The following is a 16,948-nucleotide window of genomic DNA, read 5'->3' as shown; positions in this document are numbered from 1 at the left end:
AATTCGTCATCGTGGTTCGATGATGAGTTTGATGGCGGTTCTCTCTTCCCCATCAATCAAAATGTCTGTGAAGGCTGGGATACAAATCAAGTCGATGCCAGAAGGCGCCACGAATCCGCGTGCGATGGCGACGGCTTTGACAGACTGATTGAGCGCTCCCGCACCAATGGCCTGAATCTCGACGGAACCTCTCTCTCGAATGACACCCGCGAGTGCACCTGCTACCGCGTTTGGATTCGACTTAGCTGATACTTTCAGGACGTCCATGCGTGTACCTCCCCATCCAGAAATGGCAATCAGTCGAAGAATACTGACTGATCCGTCAGATGAATCCGTTCAATCTTCGTTGCTTTTTTGGTTGTGTCATCGATATGAATCAAGACTCCATTAAGTTGTTCCCGTCCTTCGGCAACTTCAAACCGTGTTGGGAGCTGTGTCTTGAATTTTCGTAGGACATCTTCCTGGCGCATTCCGAGCACGCCGTTCAGCGGACCTGTCATCCCGACATCCGTGATGTAAGCCGTTCCTCCATCAAGGACACGCTCATCTGCTGTCTGGACGTGCGTATGTGTGCCGACGACAGCTTGTACTCGACCATCGAGGTGATAGCCCATCGCAATTTTCTCACTCGTTGCTTCCGCATGGACATCAACGAAGATGGCATCGACTTTTCCTTCGACTTCCGCAATCAGTGTATCGACGGTACGAAACGGGTCACCGAGAGGTGGTAAGAAGACTGTTCCTTGGACGTTGATGACGGCAATCTTTTTATTACCTGCTTTGACGATCATCATCCCACGACCTGGCGTCCCTTCCGGATAGTTTGCCGGACGGACGATTCGATCCGCGTCGTCGATCCAGTCAAAGATGTCGCGGTTATCAAACGTGTGGTTCCCCATCGTGATCCCGTGGAATCCGAGTTCAAGGAATTGATGATAGATCGACTTCGTGATGCCGCGTCCGTGTGCTGCGTTTTCGCCGTTGACGAGCATGACGTTCGGATTGTACTTCGCTTTCAAGCGTGCTGTGAATTGTTGTAGGATATGTCGACCGGGTGCACCGACGACGTCTCCGATGAATAAAATCTTCATTGCTGTTCCTCCGTTCATTAAAAAAAGTGGCGGTCGCCCGCCACTCCACTTATTTCGCGTATTCGACTGCCCGTGTTTCCCGAATGACCGTGACCTTGATGTGTCCCGGATAATCGAGTTCTTCTTCGATTTTTTTCCGGATGTCACTCGCCATCTTGTGAGCCAGTACGTCATCGACGACGTCAGGTCGAACGATGATACGGACTTCACGACCCGCTTGGATCGCAAATGATTTTTCGACACCGTCGAACGATTCCGAGATTTCCTCGAGGCGTTCGAGACGGCGGATATAACTTTCGAGTGTCTCTTGACGTGCACCTGGGCGAGCAGCAGATAATGCATCCGCAGCTGCGACCAAGACGGAAATGACAGATGTCGCTTCCGTATCCCCGTGGTGGGATGCGATCGCGTTGATGACGGTTGGATGCTCTTTGTACTTCGTACCGAGCTCGACACCAATCTCAACGTGACTGCCTTCGACTTCGTGGTCGATCGCTTTCCCGATATCATGCAGAAGACCCGCACGCTTCGCAAGCGTGACATCTTCTCCAAGTTCAGCTGCCATCATACCTGCAAGGTGGGCAACCTCAAGTGAGTGATACAGGACGTTCTGTCCGTAACTCGTACGGTATTTCAAGCGACCGAGAATTTTGACAAGGTCCGGATGAATGCCGTGGATCCCGACATCATACGTCGCTTCTTCCCCGATTTCTCGAATCCGCTCGTCGACTTCACGACGGGATTTGTCGACCATCTCTTCAATACGGGCCGGGTGAATCCGACCATCCTGAACCAATTTCTCGAGCGCCATTTTAGCGACTTCGCGACGAATTGGGTCAAAACCAGACAAAATGACGGCTTCCGGCGTATCATCGATGATCAAGTCGATCCCAGTCAAGGTCTCGAGCGTACGGATGTTGCGGCCTTCCCGTCCGATGATCCGACCTTTCATCTCATCGTTCGGTAAGTTGACGACCGATACAGTCGTCTCTGCGATATGTTCAGCGGCGAACCGTTGAATCGCAAGTGACAAGATGTTACGTGCTTTCTTGTCGGCTTCTTCTTTTGCTTTTTGTTCGATTTCTTTTTGAAGAATGGCTGCGTCATGTAAAGCAGCCTGTTTCGTCTCATCCATGATGATCGTTCTTGCCTCGTCTTGCGATAAATTCGCGACGCGGACAAGCTCTTGACGTCCCTGTTCATACAGGTCCTCTACTTTGCGCTCTAGTTCTTCAGCTTGATGCTTCCGTTTCGCGATCTCTGCATCACGTGTATTGATTTGATCTTCCTTACGGTCGATAGCGTCAACACGGCGATCGAGTGTCTCTTCTTTCTGGAGCAACCGGGCTTCTTGTTTCGCTAGCTCTTGGCGACGTTCACGCAATTCTTTTTCCACTTCGTTACGAAGTTTGAATGCTTCATCTTTCGCTTCGAGTACTGCTTCTTTTTTCGTTGCCTCAGCTGATTCACGCGCACGTTCGACGATTTTGTTCGCTTCCGTTTCTGCGCCTTGAATTTTCGCTTCTGCAATCGATTTCCGCAAGAAGTAGCCTACGATGAATGCGATCAGCAAAGTGAGGAGAAGTATGACAATCCAAGTCAGTGTACTCATGGGTTCACCTCCCCTTTGCAAGGTGTTTCTTAGTTCATTTCGGTATTTCATCGAAGCTGTCTAAAAAACGTACATCTATATTGTAAGGATAGCACTCGTTCATTGTCAACGAACGGACGGGAAAGAATTCCACTGTTTTCCTCTTTTACACTAAAAAAAGAGAGGATTCGCATGCGAATCCTCTCTAAAACGATTTATTCAGCAAATAGATCTTCTGGTTGTTCTGCTTCGAAATCAACCGGCTCTTCGCGATCGACGAGACCGTGGTGTTCACGAATCAAACGTTCGACCTCTGCTGCGACTTCCGGATGCTCGACCATGTATTGCTTCGCGTTCTCACGTCCTTGACCGAGACGCTCTGAGTTGTACGAGTACCATGCACCACTTTTTTGAACGATATCGAGGTCTGTTCCGATGTCGATCAACTCACCGACTTTCGAAATCCCGAGACCATACATGATGTCGACTTCCGCTTGTTTGAACGGAGGCGCGATCTTGTTTTTGACGACCTTAATCTTCGTTTTGTTACCGACGACGTCCGTACCGTTTTTCAACGCTTCCGCACGACGCACTTCTAAACGAACAGACGAGTAGAATTTGAGTGCGCGACCACCTGGAGTTGTTTCCGGGTTACCGAACATGACACCGATTTTTTCACGGATTTGGTTGATGAAGATGACGATCGTCTTCGATTTATTCGTTGCACCAGACAGTTTACGAAGCGCTTGGCTCATCAAACGTGCTTGAAGACCAACGTGTGAGTCACCCATCTCGCCTTCGATCTCTGCTTTTGGTACGAGTGCCGCAACGGAGTCGACGACAAGAATATCGACCGCACCAGAACGAACGAGTGCTTCCGCGATTTCAAGTGCTTGTTCCCCAGTGTCCGGTTGTGACAAGAGGAGCTCATCGATATTGACACCGAGTTTGTTTGCATATGCTGGATCAAGCGCGTGCTCCGCATCGATGAACGCTGCTTGTCCGCCTTGTTTTTGAACTTCTGCGATTGCATGAAGCGCAACCGTTGTTTTACCTGACGATTCAGGTCCGTATACTTCGATGACCCGTCCACGTGGGTATCCACCTGCACCTAGGGCAATATCTAATGTAATCGATCCAGAAGAGATTACTGATACCTTCTGATCCGCATTTTCTCCGAGTTTCATGATAGAACCTTTACCGAACTGTTTCTCTATCTGGCGTAGCGCCATCTCAAGTGCTGCTTTACGATCACTCACGTAGCAGGCCTCCTTTTAATTATCTTACTGAGATTATTGTACTTCTTTTGAGACCGAATGACAAGCATTTTACGAACATTTATTCGCATACTTGCACTTTGATCATTTTTCTCACTCTGGTGCTTTTTCGAGATGTTTCAGTAGAAGGAAATAGGTATCCTTGACGGCGCGCAGTCGAATCATGCCTCTATCGAACGAAGGATATTGCCATTCGACGATCCGTGTTCCATGTGCGTCCGCAACAGCACAATAGACCGTTCCGACCGCTTTTCCGCTGTTGCTCGTCGGACCTGCTTCCCCCGTCAAGGCGACGGCGATATCGGATTGATACAGTTCCCGTGCCCCTTCAGCCATCGCGATCGCGACCTCTTTACTGACAGCAGTATGCTCTTGTAATAAATCCTCTGGTACCGATAACACGGCTTGTTTCGCTGCATCATCATAAACGACGGCGCTCCCGCGCAACACTTGACTCGCACCGCTGACATCAACGAGACCACTCGCGACGGCTCCTCCCGTCAGTGATTCGGCAAGTGAAAGTGTCAATCCTGCTTCTTGATACCGTTTTAGGACGACTTCCGGCAGACTCGTCTCCCCATATCCATAAAAGTATATGCCGACTTCAGCAAGGACGTGTTGTTCGAGTTCATCGAGCATACGATCGGCTTCCTGTTGATCGAGTGCTTTAGCCGTCAGGCGCAACCGGACTTCAGCGAGCTCCGCATACGGTGCGACCGATGGATTGGTCGCTTCCTTGATCAACGTTTCTAGACGGTCGTTTAAAGCCGACTCCCCGATTCCGAAGAATCGTAATGTCCGAGAACGGATCGTTTCTTGACCGAACAGATGACTGAAGTGATCTTTGAGGATTTGCTTCATCTCGCGTGGCACACCGGGTAAGACGATATATTGGTGATGCTCCGTTTGGACCGACATACCGGGAGCAAGTCCTGCATCATTACGTAAAACCGTTGCACCATCGATGATTAATGCTTGTTTTCGTTCGTTGATCGTCATCTCCCGTTGACGTGTCTTTAAAAACCCTTCGATTCGCTCGTACGCCGCTTGATCGAGAACGAGATCACGTCCGAGGAGATCAGCGAGCACTTCTTTCGTCAAGTCGTCTTCCGTCGGTCCAAGGCCTCCTGTGATGACAAGGAGGTCTGCCCGCTGTTGTGCCTGACGGAATGTCTCTTGCATCCGCTCACGATTGTCACCGACGACTGTGTGATAATGAACGTCAATTCCGGCACTCGCTAACCATTCGGAAAGGTACTGTGCATTCGTGTTCGCGATTTCCCCAAGGAGAAGTTCGCTTCCGACTGCGATGATTTCTGCTTTCATGTTGATTCCTCACCTTCTTGAAGTATAAGAAAAGACTGTTCGGTATGACGAACAGTCTAAATTGATCCATCTTACATGGATTTCGTAATTAACTTAATGTTTTTCGAGAAATATTCGACGCCTGAGTAAATCGTCAAGATCAAAGCAAGCCACATCGTGATGTCTGCGAACGGAATGTTCCACATCGCAAAGATGATATCGTGCAGCAAGTATGCCGTGATCGATGTCAGCTGGACCCATGTCTTGGCTTTGCCAGAGTTTCCGGCAGCAAGGACGATCCCTTCATCAGATGCGACGAGACGAAGACCCGTGACTGCGAACTCTCGACAGAGAATGATGACGACGATCCATGCTGCGACGAATCCAAGTTCCACCAAGTAGACGAGAGCAGCTGCAACTAACATCTTGTCGGCAAGTGGATCCATGAATTTTCCAAAGTTCGTCACTAATTTTTGTTTGCGAGCGATATATCCATCGAGCCAGTCCGTCAGTGAAGCAACAAGGAAGATGATAGCTGCAACGAAGTGTGAGACGGGAAGCTCGGCTCCCAGTACATCCCACTGTCCCCAGTTCGGATCAATCGCAAGTACGATGACGAACACGGGAATTAATAAAACGCGTAATACTGTCAATTGATTCGGTAAGTTCATGTAACGCCCTCCTCCTTCATTTCGTATGTAAATGACATGCCATCTAAAAGAAGGCACGCCGAATTACGGCGTGGCTACTTTCTTTAGATAGATGTTTTGGACGAGAAGCGAACGGTTCAGTTTCAGTTCTTGGTCATTGACGACGATTTTATCAATCCCTTTAATCGAACCGATCCGGATCCGGATCAAGTCCGTCTTCGCGTCCTTCACGACAATCGGATTCGGATCCGATGCGTTGATGTGGTCTGGCGCGAGTGCTTCTCCTTCAAGTGATGTATCACGTACACCAACGAATGGCGACGGAGAGGCATCTTTCTTGATTTGAATCGAGACACTCATCGTATCTTTCGTTGCGACTTCATACGTGACATCTTGACCAGATGTCGACTTCGCAGCAAGTGCCTCTTTTTTAGGTTCTTCTTTTGTTTCTTCCTGTTTTGCCGGTTCTTCTTTCGGCTCTTCTTCCGTCTTCGCAGGCGCATCCGTCTCTTTACTTGGCGCGTCCCCTTGATCGATCGTGACATCATTTTGCTTCGGTGCGGACGTCTTCGCCTCTTCGTTACCGTCAAGGAACGTCTGCAGACCATAATACAAGGCAGCGCCGATCGCAAAGATTAGAACGATGATGATGATGTTCGGAATCCAGCGTTTTGCAACGCTCTTCTTCGGAGCACTTGATTTCGAATACGTCGCGCGTCGTGACAATTCGACGACCGGTTGTGCTTCCGGTTCCGGAAGATCACGTTTATAGGTCGTAAAGACTTCATCGACGTCAAGACCGAGTGCTTCCGCATATGTCTTGATGAAGGCCCGGGCGTAAAAAGCACCCGGCAATTGATCATAATTCCCTTCTTCGATCGCGACGATGTAACGCTTTTGAATCTTTGTCGTCGTTTGAATTTGTTCGAGAGAGACACCAAGTGCCTCCCGTTGTTCTTTTAAGTAGGTTCCGAGCTCGGTCATCGGTAACACACCTTCCATTTTTCATACTTATTCAAAGTTGAACCAATCATTTCCACCATGGGAACGAGGCAGTTCAGTCACAATGATTTCTTCAGTCGTGTTGCGTAATTCAATGATGTAATCAAAATCATCCCACGTATACTCGCTGGATTTGACGAACGCATCCGGATGTTCGACGATTTTCGTCGCCGGTAGACGCATGACTTCACGCAGGATTTGCCAGTGTCGTTCATCGAAATTTCGTTGTGATACTAACGCATCGATGATGTAGACATAATCACCCGTCCGCTCATCGTCGAACAACGATGTTCGAACCGTCTGTTTAATCAACGTCGACGATAAGAACAGCCATTTCTTATTCGCACTGACGCTCGCTGCGACGATTGACTCCGTCTTGCCGACGCGTGGCATGCCGCGGACACCAATCAACAAGTGCCCATCCTGTTTACATAGCTCTGCCATGAAATCGACGAGAATCCCTAAGTCTTCCCGGACGAAACGGAACGTCTTTCGTTCATCACTGCTTTGATCGATATAGCGCCCGTGACGAATCGCGATTCGGTCACGTAGTTTTGGTTTTCGTAGTTTGATGACCTCTATGGTTGACATCGTCTTGAGAATAGCGGCGAGTCGTGGAATTTGATCCGGTTGTTTCGTTTGGAGCAACATACCGCGTCGTTGATGATCGACACCATTGATCGTCACGATCGAAATATGTAACATTCCCATCAACGAAGCAATGTCCCCGAGTATACCGGGACGGTTGACCTTTAATTCATATTCGAGATACCATTGCTCGAACTCACTCACGCGCCCATCCTCCTCTATCAATACGATTATCCATTCCTCATGTTAAATGATTTTTTGAAAAATGAAAAGCATTCCTGAACTGAAATTCCATCACCTACATCCACGCGCCATCTATTTTAAGGATGGCTCCGGACACATAACTTGATTCAGGTTGCACTAAGTAACGGATGGCAGAAGCCACTTCTTCTACTTTCCCGAATCGACCGGCTGGGATTTCAGCGATCGCTTGTTCCTTTTCATCTTCCGAGAAAATCGCGTTCATCGGCGTATCGATCCACCCCGGCGTGATCGCGTTGATGCGTCCGTGCATCGGTCCAAGTTCCTTGCTGTATGCCTTGACGAATCCGAGCTGTGCCGCCTTGCACGTCGAATAGACGACCTCACCCGCGACACCTTGTTCCCCTAATACACTACTGATGACGACGATCGCAAGCTTCGACGTGAACGGTTTCGTCCGTGTTACGGTTTGGCTGATACGCATCAACGCCTCGACATGGATTTTCCAAAGTTCGTGCATTGATGTTGCCGATTGATCGAGCAACAGACCACTATAACTCGTTCCGGCACAATGGACGAAAGCATCGACGACAGGTAATGCCGCACAGAATGCCTGCAAGTCCTCCTCGTCTGCTAAGTTCGCAGTCAGGATGTGGTGCTCGCCTTGCCACTCCTCTATCATCCGTTTTAAAACCGCTTGCTGTCGATACGTCTGAAGCACCAATTCATGTCCGGCGGCAGCGAGTTGTTTTGCTGCCGCAAGACCAATGGCGCCACTCGCACCGGTGATGAGGATTCGCATCACGCGTACGGTTTGACGATTGAGATCGCCCGGTTTTCAATGGCGAACAACTCGTCGAAACGGGCTTCAATCTCTTCTTTCGTAATCGAAGCAATCAACGTTGGAAGCGTGAACAGATTCGTACCGGCAAGTGCGTGACGCGAGAACTGATTCGCGATGAATTCCGGTGAATTCAAGGCACGGAGGAACTTCCCTTGCATCATGTTCCGCTTGCGTGTGACTTCGTCTTCCGTAAAGTCAGGACGTGTTTGCAGGAGCGTCTCATACGCTTGGATGAACTTGTCTGGATCTTCCGTTTCCATCCCGAACGTCGCAAAGGCGAACTCTTCCTCACTCGAGTAATCAAAGCTGAACGTATCGTCAATCAGACCGTCTTCATACAGTTCCAAATACGTCGATGATGTCTGATCGAACAAGAGATGTAACAGCAGTTCACTCGTTAACTCACGGCGGACTTGTGCCTCACCGCGAAGCGATTCGTCCTTGTAACCGATCAATACCTTAGGTGTCTTAACGTCGAGCTCGAGTTCAAAGCGTGGACGATGTACGCCATGCGGCTCTTGACCGTAATCTCGTTCGATTGCCGGGCGATCCGTATAGTCCTTCTTCGCCTGGTTCGCCTTGATCAATGCCAGTGTCTCTTCCGGGTCGATGTTTCCGACGACGAACAACACCATGTTCGATGGATGATAGAACGTACGGTAGCACGTGTACAAATCATCGGCTGTGATTTGATTGATCGATTCCGGTGTTCCCGCGATATCGATCCGGACTGGATGCGATGCATACATCGATTCGATCAGACCGAAGAACAGACGCCATCCCGGATTATCTTGGTACATCTGGATTTCTTGCGTGATGATCCCCTTCTCTTTTTCAACACTCTCCGGCGTGAAGTAGGGATCTTGTACGAAATCGATCAACGTCTCGAGGTTTTGTTCAATCAGCGACGTCGCTGAGAACAAGTACGCTGTCCGCGAGAACGAGGTAAAGGCGTTCGCTGAGGCACCGAGACGACCGAACTCTTGGAAGACGTCCCCTTTTTCGGATTCGAACATCTTATGCTCAAGAAAATGGGCGATGCCGTCCGGTACCGTGATCCATTCCTCGCCTTTTTTGAATCGTTGATCAATCGAACCATAACGCGTCGTAAACGTCGCATACGTCTTTTCGTATCCTTTTTTTTGCAACAAATAGACGGATAAGCCGTTATCGAGTTGCTCGTGGTATACCGTTTCGTCTGTATCGTGATAGGTCAGTTGTTCCATCATGCTTCACCTCGCAATAGATATACGGCATCAAGATCGATTGCCGCTGCTAATCGAACGACGTCTTCACGTGTCGCCGTCTCAATGATATGAATTTCATCTTCAAGTGTCAGTCCACGCATCTTCGAACCATTCAACCAGCCAATCAATTGACCTGGCTGATCAAGGATTTGACGGCGCGCATTGATCAGCATCGCCTTCGTCTGTGTCAATTCTTCATCCGTGAACTGTCCTGCTTTCAAATCAACGAGTTGTTCCAAGATGATTTTTTCGGCACGTTCCGCTTCTTTCGTGTCGACCCCTGCATAAACATAGAGTGCACTGTTCAATGCCGCATACCGTGAAGCCGCATAATACGCGAGACTCTCTTTTTCACGGACATTCATGAACAGTTTTGAATGCGGGAAGCCACCGAACAGACCATTGACGATTTGCATCCGAATCGAGTCAGCAGATGTCGGATCGACCGCTACCCGGTAACCAAGATGCAATTTACCTTGCTTGATCGGTTGCGTTTCACTCGACCGTTTTACACCATTGACTGCTTTTTGGGCCGGAATGTAATGACTGATTTTTTCAGAATGCGATGGCAAGAATGATAGAGCGTCTTCCATTTCCTCCTTCGTTACATGTCCGACGACGAAGACATCAATCCGGTCGTCTTCAATCATCGAACGGTATGTATCACGCAAGGATGACGGGGTGATCTGTTCGAGTTCTTCGAGTGTTCCAAGAGATGGCAACGCGACGGCTTCACCTGGTGCCATCAATTCGAGAAGACGTTGCTGTGCGTAGCGCATTTTATCGTCATATAGTGAACTGATCCGTAAGGCATGCAATCGTTTTTCTTGTTTGACGAACTGTTCACGGAAGCCACCTTCCGTCAAATCTGGATACAGCACCATTTGCTCGAGCAATTCGAGTGCTTCTTTTAACAACGACGGATGATGGACGAGTTCTCCCCGGACGACATCGAGTTGGAATGAGATGACATGCTCTTCTCCGAACTTCGACGCGTCCGCATAAAGTCCCGCATCATATAGTGTTTCAAGCGGCTCACGTAAAGCTTTCATCGACGGATAAGCGGCTGTCGATTTTTCCATGATATACGGTAGGATTGCACGGCTTGTCAGCGTCTTCGCTTCTAACGGTGCTGAAAATGTGACGAGAATCGTCGTCGTCTTGAATTTGTCGGTCGGAACGAGATGGTAGCTCGTTCCTTCCTTTTTCCATGTGCTAAATGACTGACTCATTGCTCTCCATCCTTTCGTTTGAATACATGCGCACTGCGGACATATTCAATATCTGCTTTTTGTTTGACGGCATTCTCGTAACGGGCTGCTGTAAAGAAGAAGTCACTGAGTCGGTTGATGAACGGTAACAAATGAGCCGCTTGAGGAACATCGATCATCGAACGTTCAACGCGACGACAGACCGTCCGTGCCACGTGTAACGTTGCAGCTGCTTCCGTTCCACCAGGCAAGATGAACTTATCGAGCGGCGGTGATAACTCCGTTAACGTGTCAATCCAACTTTCTAAATCAACCGTCGCTTCTTGACTCAAGCGTGACGGGCGCGGCTCGACATACATCAAGTCACTGCCACAATCGAATAACGCGTGCTGGATCACTGTCAGTTGCTCACGCACCTCGATCGATGATGCTTTCGTCCGGGCAAGTCCGACGAAACTGTTCAATTCGTCGAGTTCTCCCATCAAGCTGATCAAACGATCATTTTTTTTGACTCTCCCACCAACGAGAGATGTTTCTCCTTCGTCACCAGACTTCGTGTAAATTTTCATTTTTCATTCACTCCTATAGCGAAAGGAAGCGACTCATAATGTTCGCTTCCCTTGTTTTTTCGGTAATCGGATCCGGAAGGTCGCTCCCTCTCCCAAGCGGCTGTCGACTTCGACTTCACCACCATGAGCTCGGACGACATTCGCCACGATCGCAAGACCGATTCCTGTACCCGTCTTGCCACGTGTCCGCGCTTTATCCGCTTTATAAAAACGGTCAAAGACGAACGGTAGATCTTCTTCTGGAATTCCGTCACCCGAATCAATGACGGATAATGTAATGTTTTCCCTATCTTCGTCAATCTTAATCTTGATTTCACCGTTCTCCGTATAACGCAGGGCGTTACCGAGGAGGTTCGTCAAGACTTGCTCCATCTGATCAGGGTCTGCTTCAAACGCGATGTTCGGACCAGAAACCGAGAAGGTAACCTGTTTATCGCGTCCCATCTGTTTGAACTTCTTGATCACCCGCTTCGCAAAAGGTATTGCTTCGACGGATTCAATCCGTAACTCCTGATATCCCGCTTCCATTCGCGCAAGATCAAGAAGATCGTTAACAAGTCTCGACAGTCTTTGGGACTCGTCGTAGATGATCGATGCGAATTCCTTCGTCGCCTCGTCACTTTCGGTCATGCCATCGACAATCGCTTCTGAGTACCCTTGCAACATGACGAGTGGTGTCCGCAGTTCATGACTGACATTCGCGACGAAATCAGCGCGCATCTTCTCGAGTTGCTGCGCTTCCGTCATATCACGCAGGACGGCGACCGCTCCGATCTGTTCTTCTTGTTCGAGTAACGGACTGACGATGATGATGTAGAAGCGTCCCTCTCGTTCAAAGGAGACCGTCATCTCCGTCTCTTCACGCATGACCGTCTGGAATAACTCAATCAGTTCATCCGGTACGGGAGAACCCGCCAAAAAGGCTTCAGCCGGTGGATTCGTTGCAAGGAGCTCACCTGATTTCGAGAATGTCAACACGCCGTCTGCCATACAGCGCAGAATCGAGGAGAGTAAATGCCGCTCCTTATCGAGATCCGTGACGTATTGATTGAGCTGACTACTCATTTCATTGAACGCAAGCGCTAAGTCACCGATCTCATCCCGTGAACGTTGCGTCAAGCTCTGATCGAACTTTCCTTCACCGGCCTCAACGACAGCTTGACGAATCGTCCGCAGTGGTGCCGTGATTCGTGTCGAGAGGAAGAAGGCAAAGACGGTCGTTCCGATGATCGCTAACAGGACACAGAGTTGAATGATTTGACGTGCCCCCTCATTCGCCTGTTCGATGTTCGTCAATTGCTCGATCAAGTAGATCGTTCCGTTGCCACTATCCGTAATGAGCGGTGCCCGATACGCGAGTGCTGCTTTTCCATCGAAGGTCTCATAGTTGCCGATCGCCGTCTCGCCTTCTTCACCATCAATTGCTTTCCAGTTCTGACGTTCGAGTTCCTTGATGATCCGGTTCGCCTTTGCTTGTGAGATATTCGCTTCGACGGAATCATCCTGCGTCTTTGCAATCAGTGTCGCGCCATAGATATCCGTGATTTCGACCGCAGTACTCGACCCTTCCTCGATGCCGGAGTGCGCCTGAAAGACGGTCTCGACTTGTTGACCGAGCTTTGCCAAGTGCCCCCGTTCCTGTTCGATATGGAACGAGTTGAAAAATTCAAGTAACAAGATCGTCAAGGCGATCAAGACGACCGAAACGAGTAACAGAATCGTTCCCCATAGTTTGATGACAACGCTTTGCAACCATTTCATCGTCAGGTCGGACTATTCTCGAACTTGTATCCGACACCCCAGACCGTCGTGATCATTTGAGCGGCGTTCGGAGACAAACGATTCAGCTTTTCACGAAGACGTTTGACGTGTGTATCGACCGTCCGCAGATCTCCGAAAAATTCATAGTTCCAGACTTCCTTGAGTAATTGTTCCCGCGAGAATACCTTGTCCGTTTGTTTTGCTAAGAAATACAGGAGTTCGTATTCTTTTGGTGTTAAATTGACTTCTTGCGATTCGACCGTCACGCGGTGCGCATCATTGTCGATCGTCAAGTGTGGGAAGACGATGACATCTTTTGTTTTCGCATCCGTGTGGAGGAATTTCGTCGCACTTGCCCGGCGAAGGATCGCTTTGACACGCAAGACGACTTCGCGTGGACTGAATGGTTTGACGATATAATCATCTGCCCCCATCTCAAACCCATGGACGCGGTTCGTCTCTTCGCCTTTTGCCGTCAACATGACGATCGGCGTCGCTTTCGTTTTCCGCAGTTCTTCACAGACTTGCATCCCGTCCATCTTCGGCATCATCAAGTCGAGGAGAATGACATCGTATTCTGTCTCAAGCGCCATTTCAAGCGCCGTCTCTCCATTGTCTGCTTCCTCGATCGTGAAATTTTCCCGCTCCAGATACATCTTCAACAGGCGACGAATCCGTTCTTCATCGTCGACGACTAAAATACGTGCTTCTTCTGACATGCTGTCTCCTCCTATGAACTAAACTCTACTCCTCTATCCTACTACTCTTTTAGTATACTATGAAACGAAAAGAATGGCTTGCTCTGGCTGATTTCTCCGAAAAGGCACACTTCGGTCAGACGCACACGAAAAAGCAGCGGACCGTTTCCAGGTCCGCTGCTTGCTTTTTCTTATGCGTACGAGTGTAATCCTGCTACGACAAGGTTGACGAAGACAAGGTTGAACATGATGACGGCAAATCCGCCGACACATAACCACGCTGATTTTTTACCAATCCACCCACGCTGGATACGCATGTGGAGATAAAAGACATAGAAGAGCATCGTAATGAGTGCCCATACTTCTTTCGGGTCCCAGCCCCAGTAACGGCTCCATGCCATTTGCGCCCAGATCATCGCGAAGATCAGACCGCCCAGGATGAAGATCGGAAGACCAATCGCAACAGAACGATAGCTGATCTCATCTGCTGTCTCAAGATCAATCTTACGCGCAATCGGCTTCAAGCTCTCAGCAAGACGCTTGCGAAGAATGACGAAGCGAAGCAAGACGTATAAGACGACACCGCCAATGATCGACCATAAGACCGTATTGACTTTGTTCGCGTTCAAGAAGTTCGGTAATTCGATGACGGCACCTGAACCCGATAAGACTTTTCCGCCTTCAGGACCTGTCAAGACTGGCATGACATAGTCATGTGTCATCGTTGCACCGTTTTTCGCAACGTATTCGATCGTCGATGCAGAACCTGTTGCTTTGAACAACAGCCCAACTAAGATGTAACCGACAACACATGCGAGTGAGAACATGACGACTTCGAGCCACGTCCGTGTTTTCGATTCCTTACTGAAATCTGTCGCGTGAATCAGATACAGTAATCCCGTCGCGAAGCTGACGGCAAGAATCCCTTCGCCGAGCGCTGCCGTCGTGACGTGGATTTTGAGCCAAACACTTTGTAGTGCTGGGATCAACGGTTGGACTTCATCCGGGAACATCGACGCATAGGCGATGACGAGCAATGCAACTGGCATCGCAATCAAGCCAAGGACGTTGTTTTTGTAGATGGCATAAACGATCAAGAAACCAAGTACCATCATCATGCCGAAGAATGTCGTGTATTCATATAAGTTCGAAACTGGAACGTGCCCAGCTCCAGCCCAGCGCGTGAAGAAATATCCGAGCTGCGCGAGGAAACCAATGATCGCGAGCGTAAAGGCGATTTTACCAGAACGCGTCGGTCCTTTTTTACCACTCGTCGCTACAGCGAAGAATCCTGTACTGACGAGGTAGACGATGAATGATGTAAGGAGCAGGTTACTGCTCAACTGAAGCAAATTCATTTAGCTTCCCCCTCTTCCCGCAACTTTTGTCGATCCTCAAGTTCTGGTAGACCGACTTCTGTCAACGCGAGATTAGCTTCTTTTTGAAGCCCTAATGCATTTTTGTTCGTAAATCCAGCAATCTGGATCCGACCGTTCTTCTCACGTAACCAGAGACGACGGTGCGGCCAGTACATTCCGATCAATAGACCTGCCATGAAGATGATACCACCTGCAAACAGGAACGGTAGCGTCAGATCTTTTTTAATCCGGACACCCGAGATGTTTGAGAGTTCCGTACCGGCGAATGCCATTTTGTACTGGTTCTCATCTCCACCAACGTTCAGTTTGATCCCAATCAAACTCCGCTCACCTTTCGGGTGTTCCGGTGACTTGATACTGAAGACGAAGGCAGGATTGACTGGACGTCCCGAGTTCGTCGTTGGCTGACCATCTTTGACGACGAAGTCCGGAAGGAAGTCCTTCAGTTCGACTTCATATCCATCTTTTAAAGCATATGTTTCTTTCGGATCACGCAAGTCGACCTTGATCGTATCGACGACTTTGTCCGTTTTCTGGTTGACGATATTAAACGACATCGTCTTGAATTCCGGATCTGCCGCGTACTGTTCCTGGAAGACTTGATAATCATCGAATTCGAATGGACGGTTGACTGCTGTCTCACCTGACTTGATTTCTTCAAGGTCCGGTTTGAAATCGGATGTTTCGCCGACTTTCTTGTACAGCGTCATCTTCGTATCATAGTTCTTCGGTACGTTTCCGCCTGCTGCTTCAAGTGATTTCTTGAACTTCTCATCGACCTTCTCAGGATCATAGAACTCGATGTTGAACGCTTCATTTTTCAAGTAGTACTGATTGTCCGTCGCCTCGATCGGCAACGTCTCTCCTTCGCGGAGCCAAAGCAATTCATCTTCGTGCATCCCTGGTACGACTCGAAGCATCGCACCACCGAAGAATAAGACGAGTCCGATATGATTGATGTATGGACCCCATCGTCCGAAACGTTGCTTTTCAGCTAAGAGTGCTCCGTCTTGTCGACGGACTTTATAGCCTTTTTTCTCAAGCAACGGTGCGATCGCATCGATTTTTTTGACATCGCCAGTCGCTTCCGCGCCAAATCGCTGACCGTTCATGAAACGGTCCGACTGGATGACCGGTTGTTTCTTCAGTGCTCGGTAGAGCGGGAAGAATCGGTCAATCGACACGATGATGATCGAGAGTAATAAAAGCGTGATCAATCCGATATACCACCATGATTCAAATAGATTATGGAATCCTAACGTATAGTAGATGTCACCTGCCGTGCCGTATTCCTTTTGGTAAAACTCTTCCGGTGGTGTTGCCTGTGGAATATACATCTCTTGCGGGAAGATCGTTCCGACCCCACTCGCGATGATGATCAAGGCAATCAACCATAACCCGACCTTGACGGACGAGAAGAACGTCCATGCCCGGTCGATCCAAGATGGATTCTTACGTTTCGACCGAAGCTCCGCTTCCTCGTAACGCATGTCCAGTTGTTTGAAATCTTCTTGCTCCTGCATCCTTAAATCCC

16 protein-coding genes are annotated in these 16,948 nt (G+C 49.1%); all 16 read right to left on the bottom strand.

Annotated elements, in window-relative coordinates:
* Positions 1-6: 6 nt before the first annotated feature.
* Complete coding sequence (locus tag KNQ09_RS01905; protein ID WP_023467705.1) at positions 7-267, bottom strand: stage V sporulation protein S; 261 nt, start codon at positions 265-267, stop codon at positions 7-9.
* Between the two features lie 29 nt (positions 268-296).
* On the bottom strand, positions 297-1,091 hold the full coding sequence (locus tag KNQ09_RS01900; protein WP_214857166.1) for a TIGR00282 family metallophosphoesterase: 795 nt from the start codon (positions 1,089-1,091) through the stop codon (positions 297-299).
* A gap of 49 nt (positions 1,092-1,140) precedes the next feature.
* Complete coding sequence (gene rny / locus KNQ09_RS01895; RefSeq protein WP_023467703.1) at positions 1,141-2,703, bottom strand: ribonuclease Y; 1,563 nt, start codon at positions 2,701-2,703, stop codon at positions 1,141-1,143.
* Between the two features lie 194 nt (positions 2,704-2,897).
* A complete protein-coding gene (recA, locus tag KNQ09_RS01890) occupies positions 2,898-3,941 on the bottom strand; it encodes a recombinase RecA (protein WP_023467702.1) in 1,044 nt (347 codons plus the stop codon).
* Between the two features lie 111 nt (positions 3,942-4,052).
* Positions 4,053-5,285, bottom strand: a complete 1,233-nt coding sequence (locus KNQ09_RS01885) for a competence/damage-inducible protein A (protein ID WP_214857164.1) — start codon at positions 5,283-5,285, stop codon at positions 4,053-4,055.
* Positions 5,286-5,356: 71 nt separating this feature from the next.
* The gene (gene pgsA, locus KNQ09_RS01880) at positions 5,357-5,935 is read right to left on the bottom strand and encodes a CDP-diacylglycerol--glycerol-3-phosphate 3-phosphatidyltransferase (protein ID WP_023467700.1); all 579 of its coding nucleotides are present in this window, start codon (positions 5,933-5,935) and stop codon (positions 5,357-5,359) included.
* 63 nt (positions 5,936-5,998) lie between these two features.
* Positions 5,999-6,916 (bottom strand): helix-turn-helix domain-containing protein, encoded by a 918-nt coding sequence (locus KNQ09_RS01875; protein WP_244290109.1) that lies wholly within the window; start codon positions 6,914-6,916, stop codon positions 5,999-6,001.
* A 9-nt stretch (positions 6,917-6,925) separates the two neighbouring features.
* Positions 6,926-7,708: a DUF3388 domain-containing protein gene (locus tag KNQ09_RS01870; protein ID WP_023467698.1), complete on the bottom strand. Its 783-nt coding sequence runs from the start codon at positions 7,706-7,708 to the stop codon at positions 6,926-6,928.
* Positions 7,709-7,802: 94 nt separating this feature from the next.
* A complete protein-coding gene (ymfI, locus tag KNQ09_RS01865; protein WP_214857162.1) occupies positions 7,803-8,507 on the bottom strand; it encodes an elongation factor P 5-aminopentanone reductase in 705 nt (234 codons plus the stop codon).
* Entirely contained in the window at positions 8,507-9,778 is a 1,272-nt protein-coding gene (yfmH, locus tag KNQ09_RS01860) for an EF-P 5-aminopentanol modification-associated protein YfmH (RefSeq protein ID WP_235147631.1), read from the bottom strand. The genes ymfI and yfmH overlap by 1 nt, the downstream gene beginning before the upstream one ends.
* Complete coding sequence (gene yfmF / locus KNQ09_RS01855; RefSeq protein WP_023467695.1) at positions 9,775-11,028, bottom strand: EF-P 5-aminopentanol modification-associated protein YfmF; 1,254 nt, start codon at positions 11,026-11,028, stop codon at positions 9,775-9,777. The genes yfmH and yfmF overlap by 4 nt, the downstream gene beginning before the upstream one ends.
* The gene (locus KNQ09_RS01850) at positions 11,025-11,576 is read right to left on the bottom strand and encodes a cob(I)yrinic acid a,c-diamide adenosyltransferase (protein ID WP_029341191.1); all 552 of its coding nucleotides are present in this window, start codon (positions 11,574-11,576) and stop codon (positions 11,025-11,027) included. The genes yfmF and KNQ09_RS01850 overlap by 4 nt, the downstream gene beginning before the upstream one ends.
* 33 nt (positions 11,577-11,609) lie before the next feature.
* A complete protein-coding gene (locus tag KNQ09_RS01845) occupies positions 11,610-13,337 on the bottom strand; it encodes an ATP-binding protein (RefSeq protein ID WP_023467693.1) in 1,728 nt (575 codons plus the stop codon).
* 2 nt (positions 13,338-13,339) lie between these two features.
* Entirely contained in the window at positions 13,340-14,056 is a 717-nt protein-coding gene (locus KNQ09_RS01840) for a response regulator transcription factor (RefSeq protein ID WP_023467692.1), read from the bottom strand.
* 170 nt (positions 14,057-14,226) lie between these two features.
* Positions 14,227-15,393, bottom strand: a complete 1,167-nt coding sequence (ccsB, locus tag KNQ09_RS01835; protein WP_055967096.1) for a c-type cytochrome biogenesis protein CcsB — start codon at positions 15,391-15,393, stop codon at positions 14,227-14,229.
* The gene (gene resB / locus KNQ09_RS01830) at positions 15,390-16,937 is read right to left on the bottom strand and encodes a cytochrome c biogenesis protein ResB (protein ID WP_251138071.1); all 1,548 of its coding nucleotides are present in this window, start codon (positions 16,935-16,937) and stop codon (positions 15,390-15,392) included. Before resB ends, ccsB begins: the two co-directional genes overlap by 4 nt.
* Positions 16,938-16,948 lie beyond the last annotated feature (11 nt).

The sequence above is a fragment of the Exiguobacterium sp. s191 genome, from assembly GCF_018618955.1.
GTDB classification, from domain to species: Bacteria; Bacillota; Bacilli; order Exiguobacteriales; family Exiguobacteriaceae; genus Exiguobacterium_A; species Exiguobacterium_A abrahamii.
The sequence above is the reverse complement of the archived record's forward strand: the minus strand, read 5'-3'. Positions and strand labels throughout refer to the sequence as shown.